At 50.7% G+C, this 26,890-nt stretch carries 27 protein-coding genes; 17 read left to right on the top strand and 10 right to left on the bottom strand.

The features are described from left to right. Window positions 1-249 (top strand): hypothetical protein (locus GS601_RS23180; RefSeq protein WP_238393201.1); only part of this gene is annotated, 249 nt, incomplete at its 5' end. Window positions 250-274: 25 nt separating this feature from the next. Here the strand turns inward: GS601_RS23180 and GS601_RS10960 are convergent. Beyond that, on the bottom strand, window positions 275-496 hold the full coding sequence (locus GS601_RS10960; RefSeq protein ID WP_162423314.1) for a hypothetical protein: 222 nt from the start codon (window positions 494-496) through the stop codon (window positions 275-277). 190 nt (window positions 497-686) lie between these two features. Here GS601_RS10960 and GS601_RS10955 point away from each other — a divergent pair, with 190 nt between their 5' ends. After that, the gene (locus tag GS601_RS10955; protein WP_162423313.1) at window positions 687-1,592 is read left to right on the top strand and encodes an EndoU domain-containing protein; all 906 of its coding nucleotides are present in this window, start codon (window positions 687-689) and stop codon (window positions 1,590-1,592) included. Between the two features lie 42 nt (window positions 1,593-1,634). Here GS601_RS10955 and GS601_RS10950 read toward each other — a convergent pair whose 3' ends face one another. Then, window positions 1,635-3,080, bottom strand: coding sequence for an amidase (locus tag GS601_RS10950; protein ID WP_162423312.1), 1,446 nt, complete (start codon window positions 3,078-3,080; stop codon window positions 1,635-1,637). A gap of 210 nt (window positions 3,081-3,290) precedes the next feature. Here GS601_RS10950 and GS601_RS10945 point away from each other — a divergent pair, with 210 nt between their 5' ends. Continuing rightward, entirely contained in the window at window positions 3,291-4,802 is a 1,512-nt protein-coding gene (locus tag GS601_RS10945; RefSeq protein ID WP_338017014.1) for an MFS transporter, read from the top strand. 37 nt (window positions 4,803-4,839) lie between these two features. On the opposite strand, the gene GS601_RS10940 is transcribed toward GS601_RS10945, so the two are convergent. Both GS601_RS10940 and GS601_RS10935 read right to left on the bottom strand, forming a co-directional pair. Next, on the bottom strand, window positions 4,840-6,123 hold the full coding sequence (locus GS601_RS10940) for a metallophosphoesterase family protein (RefSeq protein WP_162423311.1): 1,284 nt from the start codon (window positions 6,121-6,123) through the stop codon (window positions 4,840-4,842). Window positions 6,124-6,225: 102 nt separating this feature from the next. Further along, window positions 6,226-8,850, bottom strand: a complete 2,625-nt coding sequence (locus tag GS601_RS10935; protein ID WP_162423310.1) for a hypothetical protein — start codon at window positions 8,848-8,850, stop codon at window positions 6,226-6,228. 638 nt (window positions 8,851-9,488) lie between these two features. Here GS601_RS10935 and psaA point away from each other — a divergent pair. Together psaA and psaB are read left to right on the top strand one after the other, a co-directional pair. After that, window positions 9,489-11,747 carry a photosystem I core protein PsaA gene (gene psaA / locus GS601_RS10930; RefSeq protein ID WP_162423309.1) on the top strand — a complete coding sequence of 753 codons (2,259 nt, stop codon included), beginning with the start codon at window positions 9,489-9,491 and terminating at the stop codon, window positions 11,745-11,747. A 24-nt stretch (window positions 11,748-11,771) separates the two neighbouring features. Then, window positions 11,772-13,985 (top strand): photosystem I core protein PsaB, encoded by a 2,214-nt coding sequence (gene psaB / locus GS601_RS10925; RefSeq protein ID WP_162423308.1) that lies wholly within the window; start codon window positions 11,772-11,774, stop codon window positions 13,983-13,985. A gap of 139 nt (window positions 13,986-14,124) precedes the next feature. On the opposite strand, the gene GS601_RS10920 is transcribed toward psaB, so the two are convergent. Both GS601_RS10920 and GS601_RS10915 read right to left on the bottom strand, forming a co-directional pair. Next, window positions 14,125-14,316, bottom strand: coding sequence for a replication restart DNA helicase PriA (locus tag GS601_RS10920; protein ID WP_162423307.1), 192 nt, complete (start codon window positions 14,314-14,316; stop codon window positions 14,125-14,127). A gap of 464 nt (window positions 14,317-14,780) precedes the next feature. After that, window positions 14,781-15,485: a DUF4230 domain-containing protein gene (locus GS601_RS10915; RefSeq protein ID WP_162423306.1), complete on the bottom strand. Its 705-nt coding sequence runs from the start codon at window positions 15,483-15,485 to the stop codon at window positions 14,781-14,783. 219 nt (window positions 15,486-15,704) lie between these two features. Between GS601_RS10915 and clpS the strand changes: the two genes are divergently transcribed. Both clpS and GS601_RS10905 read left to right on the top strand, forming a co-directional pair. Then, a complete protein-coding gene (gene clpS / locus GS601_RS10910) occupies window positions 15,705-16,031 on the top strand; it encodes an ATP-dependent Clp protease adapter ClpS (RefSeq protein WP_274381964.1) in 327 nt (108 codons plus the stop codon). 18 nt (window positions 16,032-16,049) lie between these two features. Next, the gene (locus tag GS601_RS10905) at window positions 16,050-16,352 is read left to right on the top strand and encodes a DUF2103 domain-containing protein (RefSeq protein ID WP_162423305.1); all 303 of its coding nucleotides are present in this window, start codon (window positions 16,050-16,052) and stop codon (window positions 16,350-16,352) included. 40 nt (window positions 16,353-16,392) lie between these two features. Here the strand turns inward: GS601_RS10905 and GS601_RS10900 are convergent, their stop codons facing one another. Then, on the bottom strand, window positions 16,393-16,707 hold the full coding sequence (locus GS601_RS10900; protein WP_162423304.1) for a hypothetical protein: 315 nt from the start codon (window positions 16,705-16,707) through the stop codon (window positions 16,393-16,395). Between the two features lie 140 nt (window positions 16,708-16,847). Here GS601_RS10900 and GS601_RS10895 point away from each other — a divergent pair, with 140 nt between their 5' ends. Next, a complete protein-coding gene (locus GS601_RS10895; RefSeq protein ID WP_162423303.1) occupies window positions 16,848-17,789 on the top strand; it encodes a histone deacetylase family protein in 942 nt (313 codons plus the stop codon). Window positions 17,790-17,868: 79 nt separating this feature from the next. Here the strand turns inward: GS601_RS10895 and GS601_RS10890 are convergent, their stop codons facing one another. After that, window positions 17,869-18,516, bottom strand: a complete 648-nt coding sequence (locus GS601_RS10890) for a winged helix-turn-helix domain-containing protein (protein ID WP_338017015.1) — start codon at window positions 18,514-18,516, stop codon at window positions 17,869-17,871. A 405-nt stretch (window positions 18,517-18,921) separates the two neighbouring features. Between GS601_RS10890 and GS601_RS10885 the strand changes: the two genes are divergently transcribed. The 4 genes from GS601_RS10885 to GS601_RS10870 all read left to right on the top strand — a co-directional run bounded on the left by GS601_RS10885 (window position 18,922) and on the right by GS601_RS10870 (window position 22,170). Next, a complete protein-coding gene (locus GS601_RS10885) occupies window positions 18,922-19,533 on the top strand; it encodes a CPP1-like family protein (protein ID WP_162423301.1) in 612 nt (203 codons plus the stop codon). 37 nt (window positions 19,534-19,570) lie between these two features. Beyond that, the gene (locus tag GS601_RS10880; protein ID WP_238393200.1) at window positions 19,571-20,188 is read left to right on the top strand and encodes a DUF4129 domain-containing protein; all 618 of its coding nucleotides are present in this window, start codon (window positions 19,571-19,573) and stop codon (window positions 20,186-20,188) included. 57 nt (window positions 20,189-20,245) lie between these two features. Beyond that, complete coding sequence (locus tag GS601_RS10875) at window positions 20,246-21,400, top strand: DUF4350 domain-containing protein (RefSeq protein ID WP_162423299.1); 1,155 nt, start codon at window positions 20,246-20,248, stop codon at window positions 21,398-21,400. Window positions 21,401-21,498: 98 nt separating this feature from the next. Then, window positions 21,499-22,170: a GvpL/GvpF family gas vesicle protein gene (locus tag GS601_RS10870; RefSeq protein WP_162423298.1), complete on the top strand. Its 672-nt coding sequence runs from the start codon at window positions 21,499-21,501 to the stop codon at window positions 22,168-22,170. Here the strand turns inward: GS601_RS10870 and GS601_RS10865 are convergent. Both GS601_RS10865 and GS601_RS10860 read right to left on the bottom strand, forming a co-directional pair. Then, window positions 22,167-22,529, bottom strand: coding sequence for a zinc ribbon domain-containing protein (locus GS601_RS10865; RefSeq protein WP_162423297.1), 363 nt, complete (start codon window positions 22,527-22,529; stop codon window positions 22,167-22,169). The genes GS601_RS10870 and GS601_RS10865 overlap by 4 nt on opposite strands. 63 nt (window positions 22,530-22,592) lie before the next feature. Continuing rightward, on the bottom strand, window positions 22,593-22,913 hold the full coding sequence (locus GS601_RS10860; RefSeq protein WP_238393199.1) for a TIGR03792 family protein: 321 nt from the start codon (window positions 22,911-22,913) through the stop codon (window positions 22,593-22,595). Window positions 22,914-23,184: 271 nt separating this feature from the next. Between GS601_RS10860 and GS601_RS10855 the strand changes: the two genes are divergently transcribed. From GS601_RS10855 to ruvA, 5 genes are all read left to right on the top strand, one after another. Further along, on the top strand, window positions 23,185-24,039 hold the full coding sequence (locus GS601_RS10855) for a TIGR02587 family membrane protein (protein ID WP_162423296.1): 855 nt from the start codon (window positions 23,185-23,187) through the stop codon (window positions 24,037-24,039). Continuing rightward, entirely contained in the window at window positions 24,036-24,458 is a 423-nt protein-coding gene (locus GS601_RS10850; RefSeq protein ID WP_162423295.1) for a TIGR02588 family protein, read from the top strand. The genes GS601_RS10855 and GS601_RS10850 overlap by 4 nt, the downstream gene beginning before the upstream one ends. A gap of 52 nt (window positions 24,459-24,510) precedes the next feature. After that, complete coding sequence (locus tag GS601_RS10845; protein ID WP_162423294.1) at window positions 24,511-25,191, top strand: molybdenum cofactor guanylyltransferase; 681 nt, start codon at window positions 24,511-24,513, stop codon at window positions 25,189-25,191. 101 nt (window positions 25,192-25,292) lie between these two features. Further along, window positions 25,293-26,039, top strand: a complete 747-nt coding sequence (locus GS601_RS10840; protein ID WP_162423293.1) for a sucrose-phosphate phosphatase — start codon at window positions 25,293-25,295, stop codon at window positions 26,037-26,039. A 36-nt stretch (window positions 26,040-26,075) separates the two neighbouring features. Continuing rightward, on the top strand, window positions 26,076-26,702 hold the full coding sequence (gene ruvA, locus GS601_RS10835; protein ID WP_162423292.1) for a Holliday junction branch migration protein RuvA: 627 nt from the start codon (window positions 26,076-26,078) through the stop codon (window positions 26,700-26,702). Window positions 26,703-26,890: the final 188 nt, after the last annotated feature.

The raw sequence follows: 26,890 nt of genomic DNA, 5'->3' as shown, positions 1-26,890 counted from the left end.
AAGGAATTTTACAACTCTTTCAAACGTAGTCTCAGCTTTCTTTTTGCGCTACCTTCCGTTCGTCGAACTCACGTCATTTTACAGCAGTCAGCCTTGAACTGGCACAACCCTAGCTGCAATCGCACGTTGCCTTTCCTGCCTCCACCAGCGATCGCGCCATCGAAGCCTCCCGATCAGCGCCTCAAAAGTTCGCAGAACTCATTCAGAACACCTTTAATTTTTGAAATGGTGCGGGGGTGTGATGAATAGTTGGCTGGCTCAAACAAGCCTAGTTTTACTTCGACTGCTTTTCGATCCTATCGATCGCATCTCTGGTGCGTTTGTGAGGGTTGGTCTTGGGTCGCCACGAGGGAAACAAGCCGATCAAAGTGTTGTCAATTACGCTCCGCGTTTGCAGGCTATATTGCCCGATCGCAGACGGCAAGATGCGATCGCCAAACCCAATAAAAAGAACACCGAACAGCAATACCAATCCGAACGGGAACTTAGAGCGCATAACGTAAATCCCAAACATACTGCGAGTTTACCCATTCATCCCAAGCATTCATCGCTATTTAGAGCGCGCCAAAGAAATTTGCTGGATTTTCAGGATTTTTCGAGACGATTGGCGAATACTCTAATCGGGCGAAAGGATTAGGCGAAATCAATCCAGGAATTCACAGTAGGTGCGTTTTATGACACGTTTTATGACAGTCGCAACGATACGGTTTTTTGGGTTGACCCTGGTGTTAGCGGGTTTAGGGGTTCCGCCTACCCATCTGGCGACGGCTCAACCGCCTCAGAGCGAATATCGTGCTCGCCCCAAACCGCGATCCTCAAGCGGTGGACAACGCCAGACCCCTTCCCAGAAAGCGAGCAACACCCTACTCCCGTTTTTTGATCAAACCCACAATCCGGTTTCGGTGGGCGTTCCAAAAAATCGCAAGGTAGACATCACGCCGCCACCGCCGCCGTTGAACGCATTTGACCAAAAGGTGTTGGCAACCTGCGGTGCGTTTGGCAGCCAAGTTAGTGCGATCGCGCTGCGCCGCTTGTTCTCGCAATCGCCGGAAGTCGTGCAGAATATCAAAGCAGCCGTAGGCGGGGAACTGTTTGCCGGACGCCGCAGCGATGACCAGTTTCGAGATGATCTAGTAAGCATTTGGACGGGGCGAAAAGGCTTTGAACATATTTTCTGTGGCGAGATTCGTGGGGCAAAGCAAATTGGGGGGCTTCATTTTAGAGGGCGCTACCTGCAACTCCAATCTGAAGGCATTGGCGGACGGTTGGCAAACAATTTGAGGGCAGAAGAAGTGTTAGACGGAGCCATCTATACGCTGGGAGTCGAGGTTCGTCAAGGCAATCGGGTGATTCGGGATGACAAGAAAGGATATTCCTACGTTAGCGACGCGGAGGAGCTTTTAACCCAAGCTAGCCAAGCGTTCAAGGGCTTTTCTAGCAAATCTAGCGGGAAAGAAGCCTGTCTGTTTACCGTTGTAGAACCCGATGCCCAACAACCGTTTAAGGCGGTGTTTGTGAAGACTGAGCGGGCGATCGTTACGTTCTACCCCGATGCCACCCCAAAACCAGGAGAACCCACCTGCGATCGCTAGGCAGAAATCGTTGCTTTGGTGGAGATGCGCCAAACTGCCTCTCTACCCCGGCTCTATGGGATTAGTGGCAAATTTAGGACGGTGATGCGCCCATGGTTGCGCCTGTTCGATCTGCGCGGCTAACGATAGAATCGTTCCATCTTCTGCCGGACGCCCCACCAACTGCACTCCAATCGGCAAGCCGCGCTGATCAAACCCCGCAGGCACACTGATTGCAGGCTGTCCGCTAACGTTAAAGGCGGGCAACGGCGCAATCCATTGAATGATTTGCTCTAAGGTCTGCGCAGGGCTGAGCCGTTTCCATTCTCCTACCCGAATCACCGGAGCCATAAATATTGGCATTAGCACCACGTCAAGTGGCTCCCACAGTTGCACCACGCGGCGGGCAAAGACTTGGGCTTGGTGCATTGCCCTGACATAGCGAGCGGCGGAGGTAAATTTGGCTCGCCACCACAGCCAGCGATTTACCTTTTCTAGAAAAAATGGGGGAACGCCTACATCCGTCTGAGTTCGCCACAAGATCGTAAACGGCTCTACCATATCGCCTAAATGTACGCTGCCTACGGAGGTGCGATCGCTGCTGATCACAGGCTCTACACAATGCCCCAAGCCCTCCAACAGTTGAGCCATTTTTTCGACCGCCGCTACACATTCTGGATCAGCTTTGCCCACTGGCTCAATCGTCGTCACCACCCCAATTTTCAACGGGCGAAGGGGCTGCCGAATCATCGTCAAAAATGACGGCTCAGGATTGGGTAGCCAGTAGGGATCGCCCGTTACATAGCCTGCGGTGATATCCATAAACGCCGCCGCATCCGCAACAGTCCGGGCGAGCGGTCCATGGGTTGAGCATCCCGCCAAATATTCCCCAACCGGAGCTTGAGAAATGCGACCCCGCGAGGGTTTTAAGCCAACCAATCCGCAGCAAGATGCTGGACCTCGCACCGAACCGCCACCGTCTGAGCCTTGCGCGATCGCACACAACCCCGCTGCTACTGCCGATGACGAGCCACCGCTAGAGCCACCCGGCGTGTAGTCTAGATCCCAAGGATTGCGAGTAGGCGCAAAGCCTGGAGGCTCAGTGTAAGGGAACGAGCCAAGCTGGGATGTTGCGGTTTTTCCGAGTAAGATTCCTCCGGCGGCTCTGAGTTTTGTGTAGGTTAGATCATCGATTTCAGCCACCCGTTTTTTAATAATGCTGACGCCATACGAACACGGAAGACCTTTCACCGGATTGAGGTCTTTGATGGCGATCGGCACACCAAACAAAGGCGGCAACTCCGACTCATGCATCACCTGTTCGGTTTTGGCTCTGGCATCTTGCAACGCCAGATCTGCCGTTACTGTATAAAAGCTGCCTAAGTGTGGGTTTAATTGTTGGATGCGATCGAGATAAAGTTGCGTCAGTTCTAACGGGGAAATTTGTTTTTCTCGAATCAGCCGTGCTTGTTCTAGAGCAGAAGAAAACGCTAAGTCCAAAGAGTCCATGAATGCTATCCCAGAGACGGAAGGTTTTTGTTGTGCGTAGCAAATACTATATTTTGGGCTGGGTTTGGAGTAGGTGATCTATCGGATCTTGACATGACTTGCTCAGAGTGAATCTGGAGTTTTGCAAAATTGCGGTCTCCGGTTTACTATGGGAAGCCTCGTAAAATCGCGATAGACTTTTTTCAGCGAGGTGTCGTCAAGAGGGTAGCCGTGGAGTTAGGGACAACCGAAACCATCACTCATCTGTCGCAAGAATCACCGGAACCGATCACCGGAACCGAACCTGTTTTTTCGTTGGGTGCAGAACCTGAGTCTCGTCTCTCTAAAGCTGACATTCGCCAAAGCCTGCGTGCCTCAACCTTAGACGGAATTTTTGCCACTGTTTTTTCAAACATTGCGGGGGGGGTTCTGCTCAGCAATTTTCTAGTTGGGCTGCACGCCAACCCGACTGAAATTGGCATGTTGGCGTCGATTCCGATGTTGGCAAATTTGATGCAGCCCTTGGGGGCATATTTGGGCGATCGCACGCCAAGCCGACACAATTATTGCCTGTGGATTTATATACCAGCCCGGTTGGGATGGCTATTGCTGATTGTTGGAATTGCGCTGTTTAGCTCTAATCACATTGATGCCCATGTGCTGATTGTCTGGACGCTGGTGATCTTGTTGGTCACCCATGTGATGGGCGCGTTTGGCAGTGCCTCGTGGCTGAGTTGGATGGCGGCACTAGTGCCCCGGCGGTTACGAGGGCGCTATTTTAGCATTCGCAATAGTGCGTCTAATTTGACGTGTTTGATCTCGATTCCGCTGGCGGGGCTAGGGGTATCGCTGTTTCCAAAAGGCGCGATCGCAGGATACGGAGTTGTTCTGCTGATCGGGATTTTAGCAGGGTTGCTCAGTCTGGCGTTTCAGTGGCGTATGACGGATATCAATCCGCAGCAGCAAAACGACCTTCAGAATGCTGAGGCACAGGCTGATCTGATTCCCAGCCTTTCGGCAAATGGGGAGGAAAAAAGGTTTGACTCAAGGACGATCGCCCCTCAATCTGCGATCGCGGCGATTTTACAAGATGGAAATTTTTTGCGCTTTCTGGGTTACTTTGGCGTGTGGATGTTTTCCGTCAATCTCAGTGCCCCGTTTTTCAATCTCTACATGTTGGATAATCTCGCGATCGATGTGCGATGGGTGACGCTTTACAACAGCCTGACGGCAGGGGCGAACCTGATTATGCTGATTTTTTGGGGCAAGTTAGCCGATCGGGTTGGTAATCGGTTTTTGCTGCTGACGGTGGGGGTTTTGGTGGCTGCAACGCCGATTTTGTGGCTCGGAACGGGGACAGATGCCCTTTCCCTGTGGCTGTGGTTGCCGTTGCTGCATATTGTGGCAGGGGGAACGTGGGCAGCGATCGACCTGTGCAACAACAATATTCAGTTGGGCATTGCGCCGCTTAGAAATCAGTCGAGTTATTTTGCGGTGGCGGCGGCGATCGCAGGAGTCAGTGGTGCGTTAGGAACAACAGCAGGCGGATTTTTGGCTCAGTTTGCCGACTATGGGGGTCTACCGGGATTGTTTGTGCTCTCTACAGGGGTGCGATTTGTGGCGCTGCTGCCGTTGGTTTTTGTGCAAGAAGAGCGCAGAACCTCTGTGAGGCAGTTACTCAGAGCGCTTTTGCCGTTGAAGTCTCAGCCGATATCTACCGAATCGATTGACTTGATTCACTAGGCATTCGCAAGATCGCGATTTCTGCGATCGCAGGTTTTTAGCTGCCCTGTTCGATTAGTTTCTCTGCAAACTCATACAGTTCGATTTCCGATCGCGCTTCTAGCTGCAACTCTTTTAGATCGATCAAGCCCTTGGCTAAGTCGGTCGCTCGTTTTTTGTAGGTAGTGTTTGCCGCTAACAAATCGGTGAATACTTCGTGTTCAATTTGTAATCGGCTCGCATCGTCAGCCAAGGGCGTCGCATACTCAAGCGCATCCACCTCATATTTCAGCAAGAAAATCAGCGCTCCGCTTATCGTTTTTAATTCCTGCTGAAGTTTCTTCAGGTCTAACTCAAAACGATCGAAGCCTACTGTTCCTTCAATCTTTAATTCGACCATCGGCTGAACAGCAGGATTGAGTTTTTTGGAGTGGATCGCCGAGTGGATCAGCGCGATCGCATCTGCTTCGATCTGCTGGGCACTCTCAATTCCCGTTGCCTTGAGTTTTAACCGAACCAGCGATCGCTGAAGATAATCGGTTTTAAGCTCTGCCCGCACCCCTTGGGCGCTGAGTTCAACCAAGAAGGCACCGCGATCGTAGTTGGCTTCTTCAATGCTGTTCGCTTCGATCGACCCTGGGTTAAACACCCAATTTTCCTCGACATAGCTTTTGTGAATGTGTCCCAATCCAAGATAATCAACGCCTGCCTCTTTAAGCGGCAGCAAGTCGCTATACTTTAGCGCGCCTTGATAGCGGGCAATTTGTCCTTCTAAGCCGTGGTGAAATAACATCACCGTATGACCAGGACTTGGCGGCAACCGATCCATCGCTTGTGCCAACGACTCGATCGCTCGTGGGGCAGACGCGCCATACCACTGCGATCCCAAAATTCGCACGCCGCAATCAAGATCAATATATCCGCCTGCCTCACCGTCCCACAGTTCGTAAATCACCGCTCCGTCGGGCGATCGCTCTGGCTCTAGCAAAATCAGCAGGTCATCATTGGCTAGATACTTAATCCAGTTGGTTTGCGTGCCGTAGGGTCGGTTATCGTGATTTCCCTCGATTGCGATCGCAGGAATGTGATGCTCTTTCAGCATCTGAAAACAAATTTTGGCTTGGTTAAGAATGTTGGGCTGAATCGTACGATGCTCAAACAAATCGCCTGCAACCACCACAAAATCGACCGAAGACAAAATCCCTTCTGCATTTGGGGTAGGTGCGATCGCATACCGCTTCAGCACGTCCTCAAAGGCGTAGAAAAAATCTTTGGTCCGTTCTTTGCTGTCGTAGCGATCAAATCCTAAATGAACGTCTGCTACATGGAGAAATCGAGGCATAGCACTGCCACTAATGAGTACATAAGAATTAGTCTACCAGGGGTTTCTCTGTTTGTTTCCCGGTGCTCAACTTCTAGGGGTTCACCGCCATCTCTGCCTACCTTAGGGCACTGGGGTGAGTGGAGACGCTTTGAGGGGCATTCCGAGCCGCCGTTCTAGCTCAGTCTGGGGCTGAAATCCTGACGTATCAGAGGGTTCACCTTTTTCAGGCTGAGCGGTGGGCGGCTCTACGTGAGGCTCGGCATTTGGGGTTGGGGCGCTACCTTTAGAAGGGCGCTCTTCACGACTCGAAGGAGCCTGGTTTCCAAACGGGTTAGCAGTCGGTTGAATCCTAGGCTGAGTGGTGGGTTGAACACCTGATTGAACACCTGGTTGAACACTCGTAGAAGGGCGTTCTGAGGGTTTATTAAGCACCCGGTCAGGAGCGGAATTTTTTTCGATCTTAGGGGCTGGCGGAGTGGGTTCTGGTGATTTTAGAAGACGATCCACTAAGTTATCCCGCGATCGCACGGCAGCATTCGGTTTCGTAGGATTGTTATCCGCCGTTTCTTTTTTCTCTAAAATCTGTAACGGATCTTGGGGGCTAGGAATCGGGCTTGGAACCAGGTTTGGAACTTCAACCTTTGGGGTCAGACTCGGCGCTATCTTGGGAGCACTAGCCGGACGGAAGCGATTGAAAAACCCCGCTTTCGGAGCAGTTTTGGGGGCAGGCATTGGCGCAGCAAACTCAGGTAAACGTGTCTCCGTCGCTTCAAGATCTTCTACCGGGGAGGAAGCCTTGCCTGGAACAGGCGCGCTGCCCGGAGTTTTTGTCGCAGACGGGTTGGGTACTGCTCGCTCGATCGCTTTTGGCGGCTCAACAGTTTTGACCTGTTCAGACGAGCCTTTCTGCTTCAAACGTCGAGTAGAGCGTCCAGAAGGTTTCGGCTCGGTTGCTTTGAGATCCTCAAATTTCTCGGTAGGTTCTGGTGATGGAGTAGGAACCCCTTTTGGAGCAGACTGAGTAGATTTGACGTTGCGATCGTAGCGCTCAAGCACCGGATCTCTAGGAGATTCACTCTCAGGAGCAACGGTGTCAGGCTCTTTTGTCTCAATTGCCCCAGCAGGGCTGGGTAACGCCCTAGGAGCAGGCGTAGGACTTAATGTAGGCTTTGGAATCCCTCGAAAACGATTGAAAAATCCACCTTTTGGCGCTTCTTTAATCGAAGGAACTACGGGCATCGGAGGAATTACAGGTGGAGCCTCTACTTCAGGCACTTTCACGTCAGGCGCTTTGACAGCAGGAACGGTTGATTTTGGCTCTCTAACCTCTATTTTTTGAGATTCTGACTCTTTAGCCTTGATGATTTTCGGAATTTCAGGAGTTTTAGACTCAGGTTTTGCCTCTGATGGTGTCGCCTCCTCATCAGAGGTCACAGGGTTGGGTGCTTCCCTGGAAACCGGAGAAGGAGTCCCACTCGGCGCAGGTTTTTCAGCCCCACGACGAAAACGATTGAAGAAACCGGCTTTAGGTGTATTGCCAGACTTACTTTCTGGAGTTGGAGTAACGGTGGGAAGTTCTTCTTTTTCCTTTTCCTTCAAGTCAATCACCGGAGCCTTCTGAGGTTCAGCAGGTGGCTTTTCTCTTACTTCTGGTAGAGGAACGATCGGAACGACGGGCACTGTAGGCGCAGGCTTTGGTTCGGGGCTAGGAGACGGTTTAGGCGTCGGAGATTGGCTCGGCTCTGGTTTTGGACTTGGTTGGGAGGGCGTGTAGTTCTGTTCAACAATGCCGCGAGCGGCATCAAACGACAAATCGCCGCGCACTAGTTTTGAAAGAGCATCGTTACCACCTGGTTCGTAGGTGAAGAGACGAGCCGTATTATTGTAAACGTTTTGGATTGCGTTGCCATTTTCATCAATGTATTCCAACTGAACCCAATTTTTGCCCGATTCAAAACCTTTTAGATAGATCGGTTGCCAGCGATCGAGAATGAAACTATTGCCGTTCACCGTCGCTTTGATCCGCCAATCGGCGATTTCATCTTTCTCATCTTCTTGAGCAACAAAATGAAGCGGTGCATTGGTGAGATAGAAATCTAGCATGATCGGCTCTGCTCCATACTTGCCTTGAGGACGGCTGTAGGTCAGAAGCGGCTGATTAGTATCAGGACTATTATTAGGAGTCTTGGTAAAAATGTGGAAGGTTGTCTGAGCGTAAGCCCCTTCATTTTTAAAGCTTTCGTGCCAAGGGCGACTGGCAAACGCTCGTAGAGTATGAGTCCCCGGTGCGAGATCGGTTAGGACAAAGGGTTTGCTGACATCGTAAACCGCTTGGTAGGGCTGGTCGTCTAAAAACAGGTGGATGTGAGGACCTAATCCTAATGTTTCATCTTTAAATACAGGTAAATCTTTGACCTGAAGTTTGACCGAAACGGTGTTGTCGTTTAAAAGCTCATTCGATTTTGGGGTTGCGATCGTCACCTGTGGCTGATAGCGATCCAGCGCCTCTTTAAGCTGCCCAAGCACTTCTGGGGGAGACACCTCCGAAAGTTTACCAGAAACCTTTGTTGGGGCAGGTTTGGCGTTAGGCGCAGTCTTCCCAGCGTTGCGCCCCGTGCTGATTGCCTCTGGTGGAACCGTAGCCGGAGCAGACCCCCCACAGCCCCACAAACTGACCGTCATTGCCAACACTAAAGAGAGTGAAAGCGTCCGAGTTGTTTTACGCCAGCGTGTGATCCCAAACACCAAACCGTGCTCCTATTAACAGTCAACAACCAAAAATGGGGTCTAGCTTAGGAATAGAGACGATTTAGAGTCTCAATTTTCTAGCTATCCATACGGAACTATAGCGGAAAAACTTGGGTTTCCTCTGAGAAATTCAGAGAACGTAAGGCGGCATCATGGGTTAACAAATTGTTTCACTACATTTTGTTAATAGCTAACTGAAAAAATATCGATGCTGCTTGATGGTTTTGATTTAGAAATTCAATATTTAAGTAATATTTAAGTAATGTTAACTTCGGTAAAACCCCTTGACTTTATAACCGTTTATGGAGCGGTGGGATCTAGAAATAGAGTGCGATCGCGGAACTTTGAATTATTGTTAAATCCCTCTAAAAAGGCTTTACAGACCGACTTATAATGACACGGTGAGAACCCACAAAAGCAGCATCCCTAATAATCTCAGCCTTTGAGAACATTTTGGATGTTTCAGCCTGGCTCAAACTGAACCTGATTTCTGTACTTAAATTTGATTGGGGTTCATCCCCTCAGTCATGCCAAGCATGAAATACAGGTTGCTCACTAACGAGTGGTAAGCGGTTTGAGAACGGTGCTTGAGTGTTAGGATTCCTCGTTCCTTGTCTAGAGAGAGGAGAGTCTCAATGACAATTAGCCCACCAGAGCGTGAGGCAAATAAGGTGCGGGTAGTCGTCGATAACGATCCGACACCTACTTCTTTCGAGAAGTGGGGGCAACCGGGTCACTTCGATCGCGCCCTATCTAAAGGTCCCAAAACCACCACCTGGATTTGGAACCTGCACGCCAACGCTCACGATTTCGATAGTCATACAAGCGACTTAGAAGACGTTTCACGTAAAATCTTTAGCGCTCACTTCGGTCATTTGGCAGTCGTGTTCATCTGGCTCAGTGGCATGTACTTTCACGGCGCTAAGTTTTCAAACTACGAAGCATGGCTCAACAATCCGCTTGGGGTGAAACCCAGTGCTCAGGTTGTGTGGGACATCTTTGGACAAGAAATTCTCAATGCGGATGTCGGCGGCGGCTTTCGCGGCATTCAAATTACCTCTGGATTTTTCCAATTATGGCGGGCAGCCGGCATTACAAACACCTTTCAGCTTTACTGCACCGCAATCGGCGGTTTGGTCATGGCTGGCTTGATGCTGTTTGCAGGCTGGTTCCACTATCACAAGCGCGCTCCTAAGCTGGAATGGTTCCAGAATGCGGAGTCGATGCTCAACCACCACTTGGCGGGTCTATTTGGGCTTGGCTCTTTGGGTTGGGCGGGGCACCAAATCCATGTGTCGTTGCCAATCAACGAACTGTTGGATCGCGGCGTTCCTGCCGACAAGATTCCTCTGCCTCACGAGTTCATTTTGAACTCTCAACTGATGGCAGACATCTATCCCAGCTTCTCGAAGGGGTTGGTGCCGTTCTTTACCCTCAACTGGGGCGAGTACGCCGATTTCCTCACCTTTAAAGGGGGGCTAAATCCGGTGACAGGCGGCTTGTGGTTAACAGATACAGCGCATCACCACCTAGCGATCGCAGTGCTGTTCATCATTGCCGGTCACATGTACCGCACCAACTGGGGCATCGGGCACAGCATCAAAGAAATGCATGAGGCTCACAAAGGTCCCTTCACGGGTGAGGGACACAAGGGCTTGTACGACGTTCTGACCACTTCTTGGCACGCTCAATTGGCAATCAACCTGGCAATGGTGGGTTCCTTGAGCATCATCGTGGCTCAGCACATGTATGCCATGCCGCCTTACCCCTACCTGGCAACTGACTACGCTACGCAGTTGTCGCTCTTTACTCACCACATGTGGTTGGGGGGCTTCTTCATCGTTGGCGGAGCGGCTCACGCTGCCATCTTCATGGTGCGCGACTACGATCCGGTTGTGAATCAAAACAACTTGCTCGATCGCGTCTTGCGTCACCGCGATGCCATCATCTCTCACTTAAACTGGGTCTGCATTTTCTTGGGCTTCCACAGCTTCGGTCTGTATGTCCACAACGACACCATGCGGGCGTTGGGTCGTCCCCAAGATATGTTCTCAGACACCGCTATTCAACTCCAGCCGGTATTTGCACAGTGGATTCAAAATATCCATACGCTGGCTCCTGGCTCTACGGCTCCCAACGCGCTCGGACCTGCTTCTGTGGCGTTTGGTGGCGATGTGGTCGCGGTGGGCGGCAAGGTGGCGATGATGCCGATTGTGTTGGGTACGGCGGACTTTATGGTTCACCATATCCACGCCTTCACGATTCATGTGACGGTGCTGATTTTGCTCAAGGGCGTGCTGTTTGCGCGTAGCTCTCGTCTGATTCCAGACAAGGCGAACTTGGGCTTCCGCTTCCCCTGTGACGGACCGGGTCGGGGTGGTACCTGTCAGGTGTCTGGCTGGGATCACGTTTTCCTCGGTTTGTTCTGGATGTACAACTCCCTCTCGATCGCGATTTTCCACTTTAGCTGGAAGATGCAGTCGGACGTGTGGGGAACGGTTGCCCCCGATGGCACAGTTACTCATGTCACCTACGGCAACTTTGCTCAAAGCGCCATCACTATCAATGGTTGGCTGCGTGACTTCCTGTGGGCACAAGCCTCTCAGGTGATTAACTCCTACGGTTCGGCACTGTCTGCTTACGGACTCTTGTTCTTGGGCGCTCACTTTGTCTGGGCATTCAGCTTGATGTTCTTGTTTAGCGGTCGGGGCTACTGGCAAGAGTTGATCGAATCCATTGTTTGGGCACACAATAAGCTCAAAGTTGCACCTGCAATTCAGCCGCGTGCGCTGAGCATTATTCAAGGACGGGCAGTGGGCGTTGCTCACTATCTGTTGGGAGGAATTGTCACAACGTGGGCATTCTTCCTTGCTCGATCACTGTCCATTGGATGAGCCGGGAGGAATTAAAAAACAGTTATGGCGACTAAATTTCCAAAATTTAGCCAAGACCTTGCTCAAGATCCTACAACTCGTCGGATTTGGTACGGCATTGCAACGGCACACGACTTTGAAAGCCACGATGGCATGACGGAAGAGAAGTTGCATCAAAAGATCTTTGCAACTCACTTTGGTCATCTGGCAATCATTTTCTTGTGGGCATCGGGCAGTCTGTTCCACGTAGCTTGGCAAGGCAACTTTCCACAGTGGAGTAAAGATCCACTGAATGTGCGACCGATCGCACACGCAATTTGGGATCCTCAGTTTGGTAAGCCTGCGGTCGATGCGTTTACGCAAGGCGGCGCTAACTATCCTGTAGATATTTCCTACTCTGGTCTGTATCACTGGTGGTATACGATCGGCATGAGAACCAATGGTGATCTGTACCAAGGTTCGATCTTCTTGCTGATCTTGTCTGCGATTTTCCTATTCGCAGGCTGGCTGCACCTCCAGCCCAAGTTCCGTCCGAGCTTGGCTTGGTTCAAGAACGCAGAGTCTCGCCTCAATCACCACTTGGCTGGTTTGTTTGGCGTTAGCTCGTTGGCTTGGACGGGTCACTTGGTTCATGTGGCAATCCCTGAATCTCGTGGGCAGCACGTCGGTTGGGGGAACTTCTTGTCTACGCTGCCTCACCCCGCCGGCTTGCAGCCGTTCTTTACGGGAAACTGGGGAGTGTATGCTCAGAACCCAGATACTGCAAACCATGTTTTTGGTACGGCTCAAGGGTCAGGTACGGCAATTTTGACCTTTCTGGGTGGGTTTAATCCGCAAACCGAATCACTTTGGTTGACGGATATGGCACACCACCATCTGGCGATCGCAGTGATCTTTATCATTGCCGGTCACATGTACAAGACCAATTTCGGCATTGGTCACAGCATTAAGGACATCCTCAATGCTCACAAACCCCCGGCTGGCGGGCTAGGCGAAGGTCACAAGGGTCTCTATGACACTGTGAACAACTCCCTGCACTTCCAGTTAGGCTTGGCACTGGCTGCTTTGGGCGTGATCACCTCGTTGGTGGCACAGCACATGTACGCCATGCCTCCCTACGCTTTCATGGCGAAGGACTTCACCACTCAAGCGGCGCTCTACACCCATCACCAGTACATTGCTGGGTTCCTCATGGTCGGCGCATTTGCCCACGGAGCCATCTTCTGGGTACGTGACTACGATCCGGATCAGAACCGAAACAACGTGTTGGCTCGGATGCTGGAGCACAAAGAAGCGATCATTTCGCACTTGAGTTGGGTTTCGCTGTTCTTGGGCTTCCACACTCTCGGTCTGTACGTTCACAATGACGTCGTGGTTGCTTTCGGGACTCCCGAAAAGCAAATCCTGATCGAGCCGGTGTTTGCTCAATGGATTCAGGCGGCTCACGGTAAGGCGCTGTATGGTTTCAATGCGTTACTGTCGAATCCTGACAGTTTGGCGACGACGGCTTGGCCTAACCATGGTGATGTTTGGTTGCCCGGTTGGCTAGAGGCGATTAATAACGGAACCAACTCCTTGTTCCTGACGATCGGACCTGGCGATTTCTTGGTTCACCATGCGATCGCGCTGGGGCTGCACACCACCACCCTAATTTTGGTCAAAGGTGCGTTGGATGCGCGGGGTTCTAAGCTGATGCCGGATAAGAAAGACTTCGGATATGCCTTCCCGTGTGATGGTCCGGGTCGTGGCGGTACGTGCGACATCTCCGCATGGGACTCCTTCTATCTGGCTATGTTCTGGATGCTGAACACGATTGGCTGGGTTACGTTTTACTGGCACTGGAAGCACTTGGCGATCTGGTCTGGCAACGTCGCTCAATTCAACGAAAGCTCTACCTACTTGATGGGTTGGCTGCGAGACTATCTCTGGCAGTATTCGGCACCGTTGATCAACGGGTACAACCCCTACGGCATGAATAACCTGGCGGTTTGGGCTTGGATGTTCCTCTTTGGGCACCTGGTCTGGGCAACGGGCTTTATGTTCTTGATCTCCTGGAGAGGCTATTGGCAAGAGTTGATCGAAACCCTGGTTTGGGCGCACGAGCGGACTCCTCTAGCGAACCTGATTCGCTGGAAGGACAAGCCCGTTGCTATGTCGATCGTTCAAGGTCGTTTGGTTGGTCTGGCTCACTTTACGGTGGGGTATGTCTTAACCTATGCTGCCTTCCTGATTGCGGCTACAGCAGGTAAGTTCGGTTAGTTCTGAAGTTAGCTGATGCTGTAGATTAAAAAATCCCCTGCCTTCATGGTGGGGGATTTTTGATCGGAAGTGCTTTGATCGGAAGTGCGATCGCTGAATAGATCACTGCATTGCTAGAAAGACCTGAGGCACGATACCCCTATCCCAAGGCTACACGCTGAGCATAAATGCCAGGAGCGTAAGCTTCAATCACTTTGCCCGTACGAGAGCACATAATCATCAAATAATCGCAGCTATGGCACTGAGTGCGCGTCAGTTCGCCGACCGGAACATGAATTCGCTCGGCATAGTTGCCACAGTTAGGGCACCGAACCGTTTGAACCGTTTTCATCTTAATCTTCCTTAATGTTTAACTAATGTTGATCGATAAAAGAGATATACCTGAAATCCCAAATATTAATGTTTAGAAAATTGGTATCTAAACATACCAAAATCTAAAATTTCTACTTACAGAAGCCATCCATCTATTATTGCCAGAGTTTCTGTAGAACGAGCAAAAAGTTCACGTTTATTTTAAATTCCTCAAAACGGGGGATCACCTACCTTCAGGGTGATCCCCGCTATGGCACTCTAGCTCAAGACCCAAGATTAAGACAAAAGCGATCGCTGGATCTGCTGCGATCGCAGCCGCAAAATTGGCTCAGGCTCTCGCACATTAGCCACCAAAATGATCGTAAGAACGCCTATAAAATTGCTCAATATTGCCTTTTGTGGCTCACTAAAGAATTGCCCAGATGTTAACAAATTGACCAATTTAGACGAGAAATATGAGAAGAATTAAGCGCTACACCTTCTTTATGAGGATTGACAAGCATCAGCAGCAGGCGCTTGAGTTTCTACCACAACAGTGTTAACGCCTGACACTCGAATTAATTGACTCACCACTAACTTGGCGCGATCGTTGGCTTTCTCCAAAACTCCCTCTGCACAAGCCGCCGTCTGAATCTTTTTTAGGGCTTCCGCTTGGGCAAGGCGCTGTAGTTCTGGAGCCGTATCAGGTCCCAACCCTAGAAACCCACGGTTGTAGTCATATACACCAGACTTAGCAACATCAATCTTCTGATCAAGCAAACGCGGCGGCGGCAAGCGCAAGCGTAGTGTATCTCCGGTGACATTGACATTCTCAGGCGTCAGCGCGCTCAGATCGACCCCTGCCCGAATTTCGCCCCGAGCAATGTAAAGCAGCTTCGTCGTTCCCACAACAAACCCTGCGATCGCGGCGTCTTGCTGGGCGGGCACAACCGCCTCCATCGTGTAAATCGCAGTGGTCAACTCACTGGCTTCTCGAACCTGCTGAATCACCACCGAACGAGTGTCAACCTTTGGCGCAGGCGGTTGCTGCTGAAACAGCGAAGTAAAGCGATCAAAAATAGTGCTCCCAGAGCGCCCGATCTGGACTAACGAGACCACGCCCACCATCGCTAAGCTAAAAACCAGCAGACCGCTCAGATTTTTAAACACCGGAGGGGTGTCTCGATTCAGACCTTTTTTACCGCGCATGTGCCTCACCTCAACGCCTCGTCCCTTAGTTAAGCAGAAAAAAGCATGTCTATGGGAAGAATTTTGTCCTTGTCCATCCTAGCCAAAGCAGTTTCAAACCGTAGTTTCAGACCGCCAGCAGCAGGATGATTTACCAGGTTCGTTACAAATCCCTTGTACTTTAGGTCAGGTACTCTACAATTTGGTATGCAATTTTGATTGTTCAAACCCAAGTAAGCCATGACTAGACCTCTCCAGAACGCAACAATCGTCATGATGGCTGGAGCCGTCACAACGCCCGAAAAATCTAGTCAAACCACTCGGCAAACTTATCCCAACTACAAAGTCATTGTGTTAAATGACGAGTTCAACACCTTTGAACACGTCGCCGAGTGTCTGATGAAATATATTCCAAACATGAACGGCGATCGCGCGTGGAAACTCACCAACCAAATCCACTTTGATGGACAAGCGATCGTCTGGACGGGCCCACTCGAACAAGCGGAACTTTACCACATGCAGCTTGGCATGGAGGGGCTAACCCTTGCCCCCCTAGAAGCAGGTTAATTTAGGAGACATCCTCTCATGGGGCGAGAAGACAGAAACAAGCATCACGGGCGGCTCGTGTGGAACCATTCGACCCACATTCCGGGGCTGATTCCCATTTTAAGGCGGCTCACCGAATGTCCAGGCATTGTCACCATTACGCCAGGAGTCATTGGCTCTGCCCGTGCTCACTCGCCCCAGTTAAAGATAAAAATCTCTGTGCCAATTCGCGGCGGCTATAAAGCGATCGCGCGTCAAGGAAAGACTGTTCAAGAAGTCTTCGTTCTCACAACCCTTGATCAAGGTCAGCTTGAGGAAGCAATCCTCCGCAGCTTGCCATAAAACCGATTGCTTAACTTCTCAACTCCACATCAAAAAACGATTACTCCGTTTGCCGTTGAGATGCTGAAATCGTGTGCATTGGCAAGCTCAGCGCACACGAAAACGTCAGTAAGTAGGAGAGCACTGCCGTCCACTTTAGGCTGAGTGTAAAGACCAGCCAATCGGGAGAAATCCACTTCTGAGCGCTCACCGCAACGAGATGCACAATCCAGTAGGCAAAACTCAGCGCAAATAGGGTTTGATCCGCCGCATCGGCATCGTTTTTTGATTTGCGGTTCCCTACAAGGTATAGACCAAGTACACTTGCAAAAAAGGAAACAAGCTTTAAATATTCGTGCCAAACAGGATGAGACATGAGCGTTTTAAATAAGACATTTTGGACTGAGGTTCAGTCTAAAGGATGACGCTGAAGATCCTCTAGAAAGTCTTACAAATAGCAATATTTGACTGAATTAATTTACAAAACTAAAGATAGATTTCAGCCCAATTAGTTCGATGGATTTGCCGCTGATTTATCACCCTGACTATGTTGTGCCTTGGTCATTAGATCATCGCTTTCCAATGTCAAAATTTAAAAAACTTTACGAATTGCTGTTGGCAGATGATGTTGCAACAGCGTCTCAATTTCATCAGCCAATGCGATCGCTCGGAGCCTCGTGGAGCGAATCGACACGAAAGTGGATCGAACTCATTCATACTCCGAAATACGTCAAAAATTATTGTCAAGGCACGCTAGATCCAAAGGCTCAACGGCGCATTGGGCTGCCATGGAGTTTAGCCTTGGTCAATCGAACCTGCGTTGCAGTAGGGGGAACCGTGCTGACCGCTAAATTGGCATTAGAGTGCGGGTTAGCGTGCAACACCGCAGGCGGAACCCATCATGCGTTTCCCAGTTATGGCTCGGGGTTTTGTATTTTTAATGACCTTGCGATCGCACCTCGTGTCTTGCAAACCCTCGGACTTGCCCAAACGATTCTGATCGTCGATCTCGATGTCCATCAAGGGGACGGAACCGCTTTTATTTTTCAAGACGATCCGAGCGTTTTCACCTTCTCGATGCACTGCGAGATCAACTTTCCAGGCACCAAGCAAATGAGCGATCTAGATGTGCCTCTGCAAGAAGGCATGGAAGACGACGAATATTTGCAAACCTTGGCAGCCTACCTGCCCGACTTGCTGTCTCAGATCAAGCCAGATCTCGTGCTTTACGATGCCGGCGTTGATCCGCACATGTGCGATCGCTTGGGCAAACTCGCGCTCACCGATTCGGGCTTATTTCGCCGAGACATGCAGGTACTGACCACCTGTCTTTCTCAAGGCTATCCGGTTGCCTGCGTGATCGGCGGTGGCTACGCCGATGACATGGATGCGCTGGTTTACCGCCATTCCCTCGTGCATCGCGCTGCCAGCGAGGTCTATCGCCAATACCGTTTATGAAGACCCCTTCGCCTTCTCCCTTCAGCACGTAGTCAGCAGTCAACTGTAGCTCTCGAAACGCTGGAGAACGGCTCATGGGCTAACTCACGGTGGCAGGTGACTCAAATTTATAGCCCACGCCCCGCACCGTTTGAATCAGTGCCGGCTGGCTCGTATCGATTTCAATCTTTTTGCGAATTTGCCCGATGTGAACATCTACCACGCGCTGATCGCCCACATACTCATAATCCCAAACTTCTTGAATGAGTTCAGCCCGTCGCCAGACCCGACCTGGATGGCTTGCTAAGAAATGTAACAGATCAAACTCTAGAGCCGTAAGCGGCACAATGTCGTCATTGAGCTTAACTTCGCGACGAACCGGATCAATCACCAATTTATCAAACACTAAACATTGCTGCTCGGCCGTTGTCACCACGCGCTGGCGTTTGAGAATTGCACCAACCCGCCCGCCCAGTTCACCCAAGCTAAACGGCTTTGTAATGTAATCGTCTGCCCCTTGAGCAAAGCCCCGAAGCTTATCTGCTTCATCCGTTCGGCTAGTCAGCATCAGCACAAACACATTCGTGCGACTCTGCATCTCTTGACACAGACTATACCCATTGGCATCGGGCAAATTCACATCCAAAATGACGAGATCAGGATTGAACTGCTCAAACATTGCCATTGCCGTTTTGCCATCTTCGGCAGATTCCATTTGGTAACTCTGCTTAGAGAGGAAACGGTGAATCAGATTCCGGATAGCCGGATCATCGTCTACTACAAGTATTTTGGCTGGAGCCATGACCATAACTTTAGTGCTGCGATCGTGAATTGAGAAGAACAGTTAAGACTTGCGGAGCTTCGGGTATCTAGGTCTACCATCTGTACTACAGAGGATATTCTGTATTACAGGGAAGATTAGGGAGCATCAGCATTAGTATGCCTTAGCTTTTGATGAAAATATCGCGTTTTGCCGGGCTTTCCCAAAAAGCTGGCAAACCGGGCTTGAAATGCGAGAGAATAAACAATCTCGTCTAAGACACTCAAATCTTTCTAAAGTCTAAGGTTCATAGTCTAAACTCTAAGTGTGACGACTTGTGTAATCACCTACTAAGGCGAACGTTACCTTCAGGAAAAAGTGGAGTAACAGCGAATGAGCGATAGTCCCTACGAAAAACTTGGTGTTCCCGAAGGCTCTTCGTTTGAAGAAATTCAAGCCGCCCGGACTCGGCTAGTGGCAGACTTAGCCGGAGATCAGCGCAAGATTTCCGAGGTTGAGGCTGCCTACGATGCAGTCTTGATGGATCGCTTGCGACTCCGCCAAGAAGGCAAGATCAAAGTTCCAGAAGGCATTCGATTTCCAGAAAAGTTGGCTCCGGCAGCGGCTCCGCAAACGCCTGCACCTGCCAAGTCGTCCCGATGGCTCCAGCAGTGGATCGACACGCCCAGTTCAGCCGATATTGCCTTGCCAGGGGGCATTTTAGCAGCGACGGGGGCAGCCGTTTATTTTTACCCGGTTGATTCTGTGTTACAAGTGGCGATGGCGATCGCGACTGGCTCGACGCTCTACCTGCTCTACCGAAAAGAGCAAAAGCTAGGGCGCGCGGTGTTGCTGGGGATTGGCGGCTTGGTGCTGGGGTTTGCGATCGGGGGTCTGCTCTACGGTCTAATTCTCCCCTATGTGCCCGGTCTACCGCGAGATGATGTCTTCATTAGCATAGTGACGTTTCTCATTTTGTGGCTGGTTAGCAGCTTCACAAAATAGCCTTTTAGCAGCGTTTACCTCACCGGCGAGAATGACGATGACGGCAGGGACTTTTCAGCGCGATAGCTTAGATTGGCAGTTGCAAAAGGTGTGGTGGCGCATCGGCGAATGGATTGAACTGCATTCTCCCAAGTTTGATATGCCGACTGTGCCAGATGTGCCTCAATGGGATTTTCCGAGGCAAGTGTTTCGGGTCGCGTTTTGGCTAATTGTTGCCCTGTTGCTCTTGTGGCTCGGTTGGCAACTGTATCGATGGCTCAGTCCCTATCTCGATCCAAAAAATCCGAAGGGTGCTCAACGGCTTTACCCCAGAGCCGACTCTACCGCCCAAGACCGCCCGATCGCGCTATGGCTCGCAGAGGTGCAGCGGTTTCAGACCCAGGGAAATTATCGGGAAGCGTGCCGCGCGCTCTACATGGCAATGCTTCAACGGCTTAATGACGGGAAACTCGTGCCTCATCAGGCGAGCCGCACCGATCGAGAGTATTGGCAGTTGGTGCAACGGTTGCCGCGATCGCACGCCTACCAAACGCTGCTTAGAACTCACGAGCAGTTGTGCTTTGGCAATGCTGCCATTTCAGTCGAAACCTTTAATCAGTGTCAGCAGGCTTATGGTGACCTTGAACGCAGCCCTCAAACCAGCGATTTAGGTTGATGGATTTGAGTTAACACATTCAGGCTAGTGGATCTCAGTTAGTAGAGCAGGTGAAGCGTGCTAAAGCCCCGTGATCGGAGAATTTGGGTAGGAGTGGTTGCGATCGCGGCACTCGTCCTATTAACGCTATTGATAGCTCCCAGGAGCAATCGCCAAGCCAGCGGGTCTACCTTTAGCCGTGCGCCCGATGGCTATGGCGCATGGTATGCCTACATGGAGCGTCAAGGCACGCCTGTGCAACGCTGGAAAAAGCCCTCTGCCGACTTTACCCGTTCTCGCAACGATGCAAAAACAACTTTTTTGCAGGTCAATACTCCCGCTCTGCCTTCCAGGTTGGCGCAGACAGAGCGAGAGTGGGTGCAGCGCGGAAACACCTTAATTGTCCTAGGAGCAGGCAACCCATCGGCAACAGCCGCCTCGTTTACAACCCTCCATGAGGGCATCAGGATTGACACCGGGCGACGGCAACAGTTGACCGATTCCTCCTCCCTAACCAATCAACCCGCCGCGATCGCAGGGACTGACAACCCCGGCTTTTTCACCCCAGAGCCAGTGCTAAGCGATCGCTATGGGGCGATCGTGTGGGAAGAGAGCATCGGCAAAGGGCGCGTCATCTATTCGATCACCCCCTTTCTAGCAGCTAATGCCTACCAAGATGAGCCGGGAAATTTTGCGTTTTTAGAAAAACTCGTCACCCAAAATAGCCAGTCAGTCTGGGTCGATGAATATCTGCACGGGTATAAAGAGCCAGAGGTTGCCAACCGCGAAGATGCTCAAGATTGGGTCAGTTATTTGCTGAAAACGCCGTTGCTGCCTTTTGCGGTACAAGCGATCGTGCTGCTGCTGGTGCTGATTTGGGCTAGCAATCGTCGCTTTGGGCAACCCGTTCCTCTAGCCGAAGTGGCGAAAACCAATAGCGGGGCATACATCGAAGCGTTAGCAGGAGTGCTCTATCACGCCAATCGCAGTGAATTTGTCACAACTGTGGTGGGGCGCGAAGAGCAGCGTCAGATTCAGCGATCGCTGGGGTTGGGAGATTCATTCACTCGCCTAGAGGATATTGCTGCCCTGAAGTCGGCTTGGGTAGAGCAGACAGGGCGCTCTGCGGAAGAGTTGGAGCAAATTTTGCCCCAGGGTCAGCATTTTAGTAAGCAAGGGCTGTTGACATGGCTCAACCGGATTCAGGAGGTACGAAGCCATTTGCCGCGATGAGTATCGGCTCTCAAACTCCAAAGTTTTGCGACTGAGGTTCCCCAGCTTTAGAAACTATCGCCTAGACTCAGAGATGGCGATGTCGAGTAGAGTCGGGGATGTATACCTACGCATTTTTCAAAACACCTAAAACAGACTGGCAATTTGAGCAAGATGGAATTGCAGGGCAGGTTCAAGTCGTTAGAACCTTAGCTCTCTCGGCACTAGTAGAACCAAACGTAGATTTAGATGAGATTCAGCAAAATGATCATCGCTTGGTTCAGGCGGTCTTGACCCACGATCGCATCATTTGCGATCTGTTTTGGGCAACCACCATTCTGCCCTTGCGGTTTGGCACATGCTTTGTTTCGCCGGAAAATCTGCTCCAACATCTGGAGGCAAACCAAGACAAATATCTGGCAAAGCTCAACCAGTTTGAAGGAAAGGCAGAGTATCGCCTGAAACTGGTGCCCAGCGATGATGCTCAGCCAGAGTTGGATTCAGCTTTGAAAGGAAAAGACTATTTTCTGGCAAAGAAGCAGCGCTATCAGCAGCAATTACACCAGCAAACGCAGCAGCAGCAAGAACTGAGGACGCTATTAGACGCGATCGCACAATCTTACCCAAATCATTTGCTCAAGAAGACTGGCTCTGAGGACGAGAAGATTTATTTGCTGGTTAACCGGGAAGCAGAAGACACCCTTTACACACGGCTAGAACTGTGGCAAAGCCTTTGCCCTACCTGGGAGCTAACCCTAGGTGACGCTTTGCCGCCGTACCATTTTGTCTAACGTTTAGAAGCAGCGATCAAGAAACTAACCACCAAAAGCCCCGCGATCGCAACCCAAACGATGTTTCGCCGTACCCAAACTTGCGGCGATGGCTTCGAGTCACGGGAGGTTGGGGTGCTCACGGTTGCAACCAGGCGAGTATCGCGGTACAGGGTGCATTCCCACGCATCAGGGCGCTGAGGATAGTTGCACGTATCATCGGCATCATAGAGGCAGGTTCTGCACAGTGGCTCTTTCCCGGTAGCGCGATAGAGCGGAATGCCAGCGTGACCGTGGGCTTTCAACTCGGTGCGGCAGTGGGGGCATACGATCGCATCGCGCTTTTTAAGGGGTTGATGACATTTTGGACAAGACAACATAACAAGTAATCAGGGTGACGTGAATAACGCTTTTTCCAGCCGTTGCCAACTAGTGATTGCCAACTAGTGATTGCCAAACTTACGGACGTGATACTCGCCTTCTTCAACAAAGGGAAACGCCTGTCCCATGGCTTCGGTAAACTGGCGATCGCTCTCTCGCAGTACCTCAGCCGGAATCGATTTCCAGGCTTCTTTGGTTTGCCAATAGATCACCATAATCAGTTCGGTGTCGTCGTTTGGGTTAAACCAGATTTCTTTACCAACATAGCCCGGATACTTCGACAGAGCCGTTGTCCAGATCTCGGCATCTTTTTGAATATAGGTTTCGCGGAGGGAAATCGGAACCCTGACCTTTAGCCATTCAATCACCATAGTATTGAGCATGCGTTTGCCGACTTCTTTATTGTTACGCAGCAGCGTAGTGTTATGCAGCAACCTTGGTGATACTGTTGTGGTTGTAGTTAGGGTTGTACAATCAAGTTCTAACGTTCAGTGATCTCGTCAACTTATCTTAGTTTCGTAGCTAAGATAACATTCTGTCTTTGGAGGAATGACAGGTGCGATCGCATCTTTAAATTTAATATCGTGATTTAATGTCGTGAATTGTGAATATCGTCATAACCGCGATGATCATCTTTCAGCACCCCCTGTTGACATGGGTTTAGCAAAGCAATGGCGCACAGAACTGAGCGATCTGCTGCGAGGAGCATCAGGCGGATTCCTATTTGGCATTCCGTTGCTTTACACAATGGAAGTTTGGTGGATTGGCTCATATATCGGTCCGATCAGAATGCTGTTGGCTCTAGTGTTGATGTTTGGATTCATCTTTTTTCTCAATCAAACGGCAGGGTTTCGTCGCACCAGCGATTCTCGAACGGCGAGTGCCCTGATAGACAGCGTAGAAGCGATCGCCATTGGTATTGTTTGTACTGGATTAGTTTTAGCATTGCTGCAAGAAATTACGCTGCAAACTCCGCTCCATGAAGTATTGGGCAAACTCATTTATGAAGGGGTGCCATTTTCGTTAGGGGTAGCTTTGGCGAATCAATTTCTCAAAGGTGATGAAGACCCGGTTGAAGAAACAGTGCCTCCAGTTTCTAAATCTCAATCCCTCAATGCTACGCTTTCCGACATCAGCGCCACGCTCATTGGGGCAACAATTATCGCTTTTAACATCGCCCCTACCGATGAAATCCCCATGTTAGCCTCAGCCGCCTCGGCAGGTTGGTTGCTCCTGATCATGGCAGCCTCATTACTGATTTCTTACTGCATTGTGTTTGCGTCAGGGTTCACAAATTATCAACAGCGACGACAGCAGAAAGGCATTTTTCAGCGTCCGCTCAGTGAAACGATCGCGTCCTATTTGGTATCTCTGATTGCGGCGATGGTGATGCTATTTTTCTTTCAAAAGCTAGAGTTTGGCGACCCGTGGCAGGTGTGGCTGAGCTACACGATTTTGCTAGGGTTACCGGCGGCGGTCGGCGGCTCTGCTGGGCGGCTCGCGATATGACTTCATCTCCCCAATCACCCCAGGGCAAAAGCTCTGATAAACCGCAGCGCACCGTTGCAGAGTGGACAACCTTCGGCATTGCCTCCGGAATTTTGGGCGCGATCGCGGGTCTTGTAATCTACGCTTGGGCAACTGAGGACGCTCGCCCCCCTGTCGTAGAGGTTCAGCCCTCTCCAGAAATTCGGGAAGCCAAGGGGAAGTTTTACGTTCCGTTTACGGTTTCTAACACGGGCGGCGAAACGGTTGAATCGGTTCAGGTGATCGCTGAGTTGCGGGTGAACGGGCAGATCGAAGAGTCGGGTGATCAGCACATTGATTTTCTATCCGATGGGGAAACTCAAGAAGGTGCATTTATTTTTCGCCGCGATCCCCGCCAAGGCAACCTGACGGTTCGGGTTGCGAGTTACAAATTGCCCTAGTGGTCTGTCAAGATTGAAATGATGGACTGGGAATCGATGAGTGGATGAGTGGATGAGTGGATGGGTAACATCTCCCTCCACCCTCTCACCCCTCCGCCCTCTTACCCCCTCTCCCCCTCACCTCCTAGTCCCAAACGAGTTGAAATTGATCACTAATCAAGTAACCACAATCATTTTGGCAGGCGGACAAAGCTCCCGCATGGGTCGAGACAAGGCGCTTATCGAGATCGACGGCGTTCCCCTGTTGCGGCGGGTTTGCGAGGCAGCATTGTTGTGCAGTGATGAGATTTACGTCGTCACCTCCAGAGTTGAAGCGTATCGATCGCGGGTGCCATCTGAGGCACAATTTATTGCTGAAATCGAGCCGCGAGGTCCTGCGATCGCAGTTGCTCAAGCCTTACCTCACGTCTCTACCCCGTGGATTTTGCTCTTAGCCTGCGACCTCCCTCGATTAGATGGCACCCAACTTCAACCTTGGGCAGCCTCGCTAGATGGCGTGCCAGACGCTGCCGTTGCCCTGCTTCCCAAACACGAGAAAGGATGGCAACCTTTGTGCGGGTTCTACCGAACCAATCGTTTATCAGCCTTAGAACAGTTCATTGAGCAAGGCGGGCGCTCGTTTCAACGGTGGTTATCCACTCAGGTGATTCAAGAACTACCCTGTGAACCGAGGATTTTGTTTAACTGCAATACACCCGATGAGCTAAAATCCGTCCTCCAAACTCCAGGCTAAAATTCGGCTACCAACCCGGCTCATCAGGCTTTCTTTCCCTAGCATTAGGTAATCTTGCCACAGATCGATAAACTCTAAAGAAGAGTCTAGAGGGGATACCTGTGCCGAAGTTTCTGCTCGTAACAGATTTAGACAATACTTTAGTTGGAGATGACGTTGCCTTAGATCACCTCAACCAGTGGCTCACCGACCAGCGCAACACCCAAGGAGCCAAGGTCGTTTATTCAACCGGGCGATCGCTGACGTTGTATCAACAACTGCAAGCAGAAGCAGGACTGATTGACCCAGACGTGCTGATTGCCTCGGTCGGCACTGAGATTTATCGCACCGGGCAAGCAACGCCCGACTCTGGCTGGTCAGAAACCCTGACTCCGGGATGGAATCGAGATCAGGTGTTTGCAGTCACCGCGCATTTTTCGGATTTAGTGTTGCAGGCAGAAACAGAGCAGTCTCCCTTCAAAGTTAGTTTTCTACTCGCTCAAGACGTAGCGGTAGACGTTCTCTCTGAGTTAGAGTCAGCGTTAGAGCAACGCGGTGTGGATGGGCAACTGATTTATAGCAGTGGCAAAGATTTAGATATTTTGCCACGCCATGCCAACAAAGGCAGCGCCATGACCTTTATTCGGCAACAGTTACGCTTTGCGGCGGGGGAGACGATCGTCTGCGGCGATTCGGGAAATGATATTGCCCTGTTTGCGGGAGGAGAGGAATGCGGCATCATCGTTGGTAATGCCCAACCCGAACTGTTGCAATGGCATCGCCACCATCCCAACCCGCAACGCTATTTAGCCACTGCCCATTGTGCGGCTGGCATTCTTGAAGGCTTGAAATATTTTGGCTTTCGCTAGACTCTCATGGCTTGCTTTTAGGATTGGTGATCTTAAATGATTGGTTATCTCAAGGGTACGATCGCAGTCATTCAAAAAATTAGCAGTTCTCGTGTGGTGCTGACTCTAGAGGTGAACAATATCGGCTACGACATCCAAATTGTGCCGCGTTTGACGCAAGACTTGCCAGAGATAGGCGAAGCTGCCCAAATTTTTACCCATCTTAATGTGCGAGAGGATCAAGTTACCCTGTTTGGCTTTGGTTCCTCGGCAGAGCGAGACTTGTTTCGGCAGTTGGTGAGTGTGAGCGGAATTGGGCCGCAGCTAGCAGTGGCGTTGCTAGACACGCTGGGATTGCAAGATCTCGTTCAAGCGATCGTATCTGGCAATACGCGGTTGCTCTCTCGCACACCAGGAGTAGGAGCAAAAACCGCAGAGCGCATTGCACTGGAACTGAAAACGAAACTTTTGGAGTGGCGATCGCAGGCAAATCTAGTGATTGCTCCAGGGGCAGGCCCTGCCTCAAAGGTGCAAGAAGACGTAGAAATGACGCTCTTAGCCCTAGGCTATACCGATCGCGAAATTACCCAAGCGCTGCAATCAGTGGGACAAAGCTCTACGTTGTCAAAATCTGATGATGCTGAGGCATGGATTCGACAAGCGATCGCATGGCTGAGTCAGTGAGTCCGGAAACCGCTAAGACTTAGCTCATAAGACTTAGCTCATTGTTATTTACACCAGTTCGTCGGTTGGGTAAAACTGATGGGCATTGCTGGATAAGGGTATGAATCAGTTAACTTTAAAACTTTGCCTTGGCAACAAACCTTAAATTACCTAAAGGGTGTTTTGCACTTTTGTTAGACTAAGGGTAT

It is taken from the genome of Myxacorys almedinensis A, from assembly GCF_010091945.1.
Taxonomy (GTDB): Bacteria; Cyanobacteriota; Cyanobacteriia; order Leptolyngbyales; family Leptolyngbyaceae; genus Myxacorys; species Myxacorys almedinensis.
Note: the sequence above shows the minus strand (reverse complement) of the source record. Positions and strands in the feature narration are given on the sequence as shown.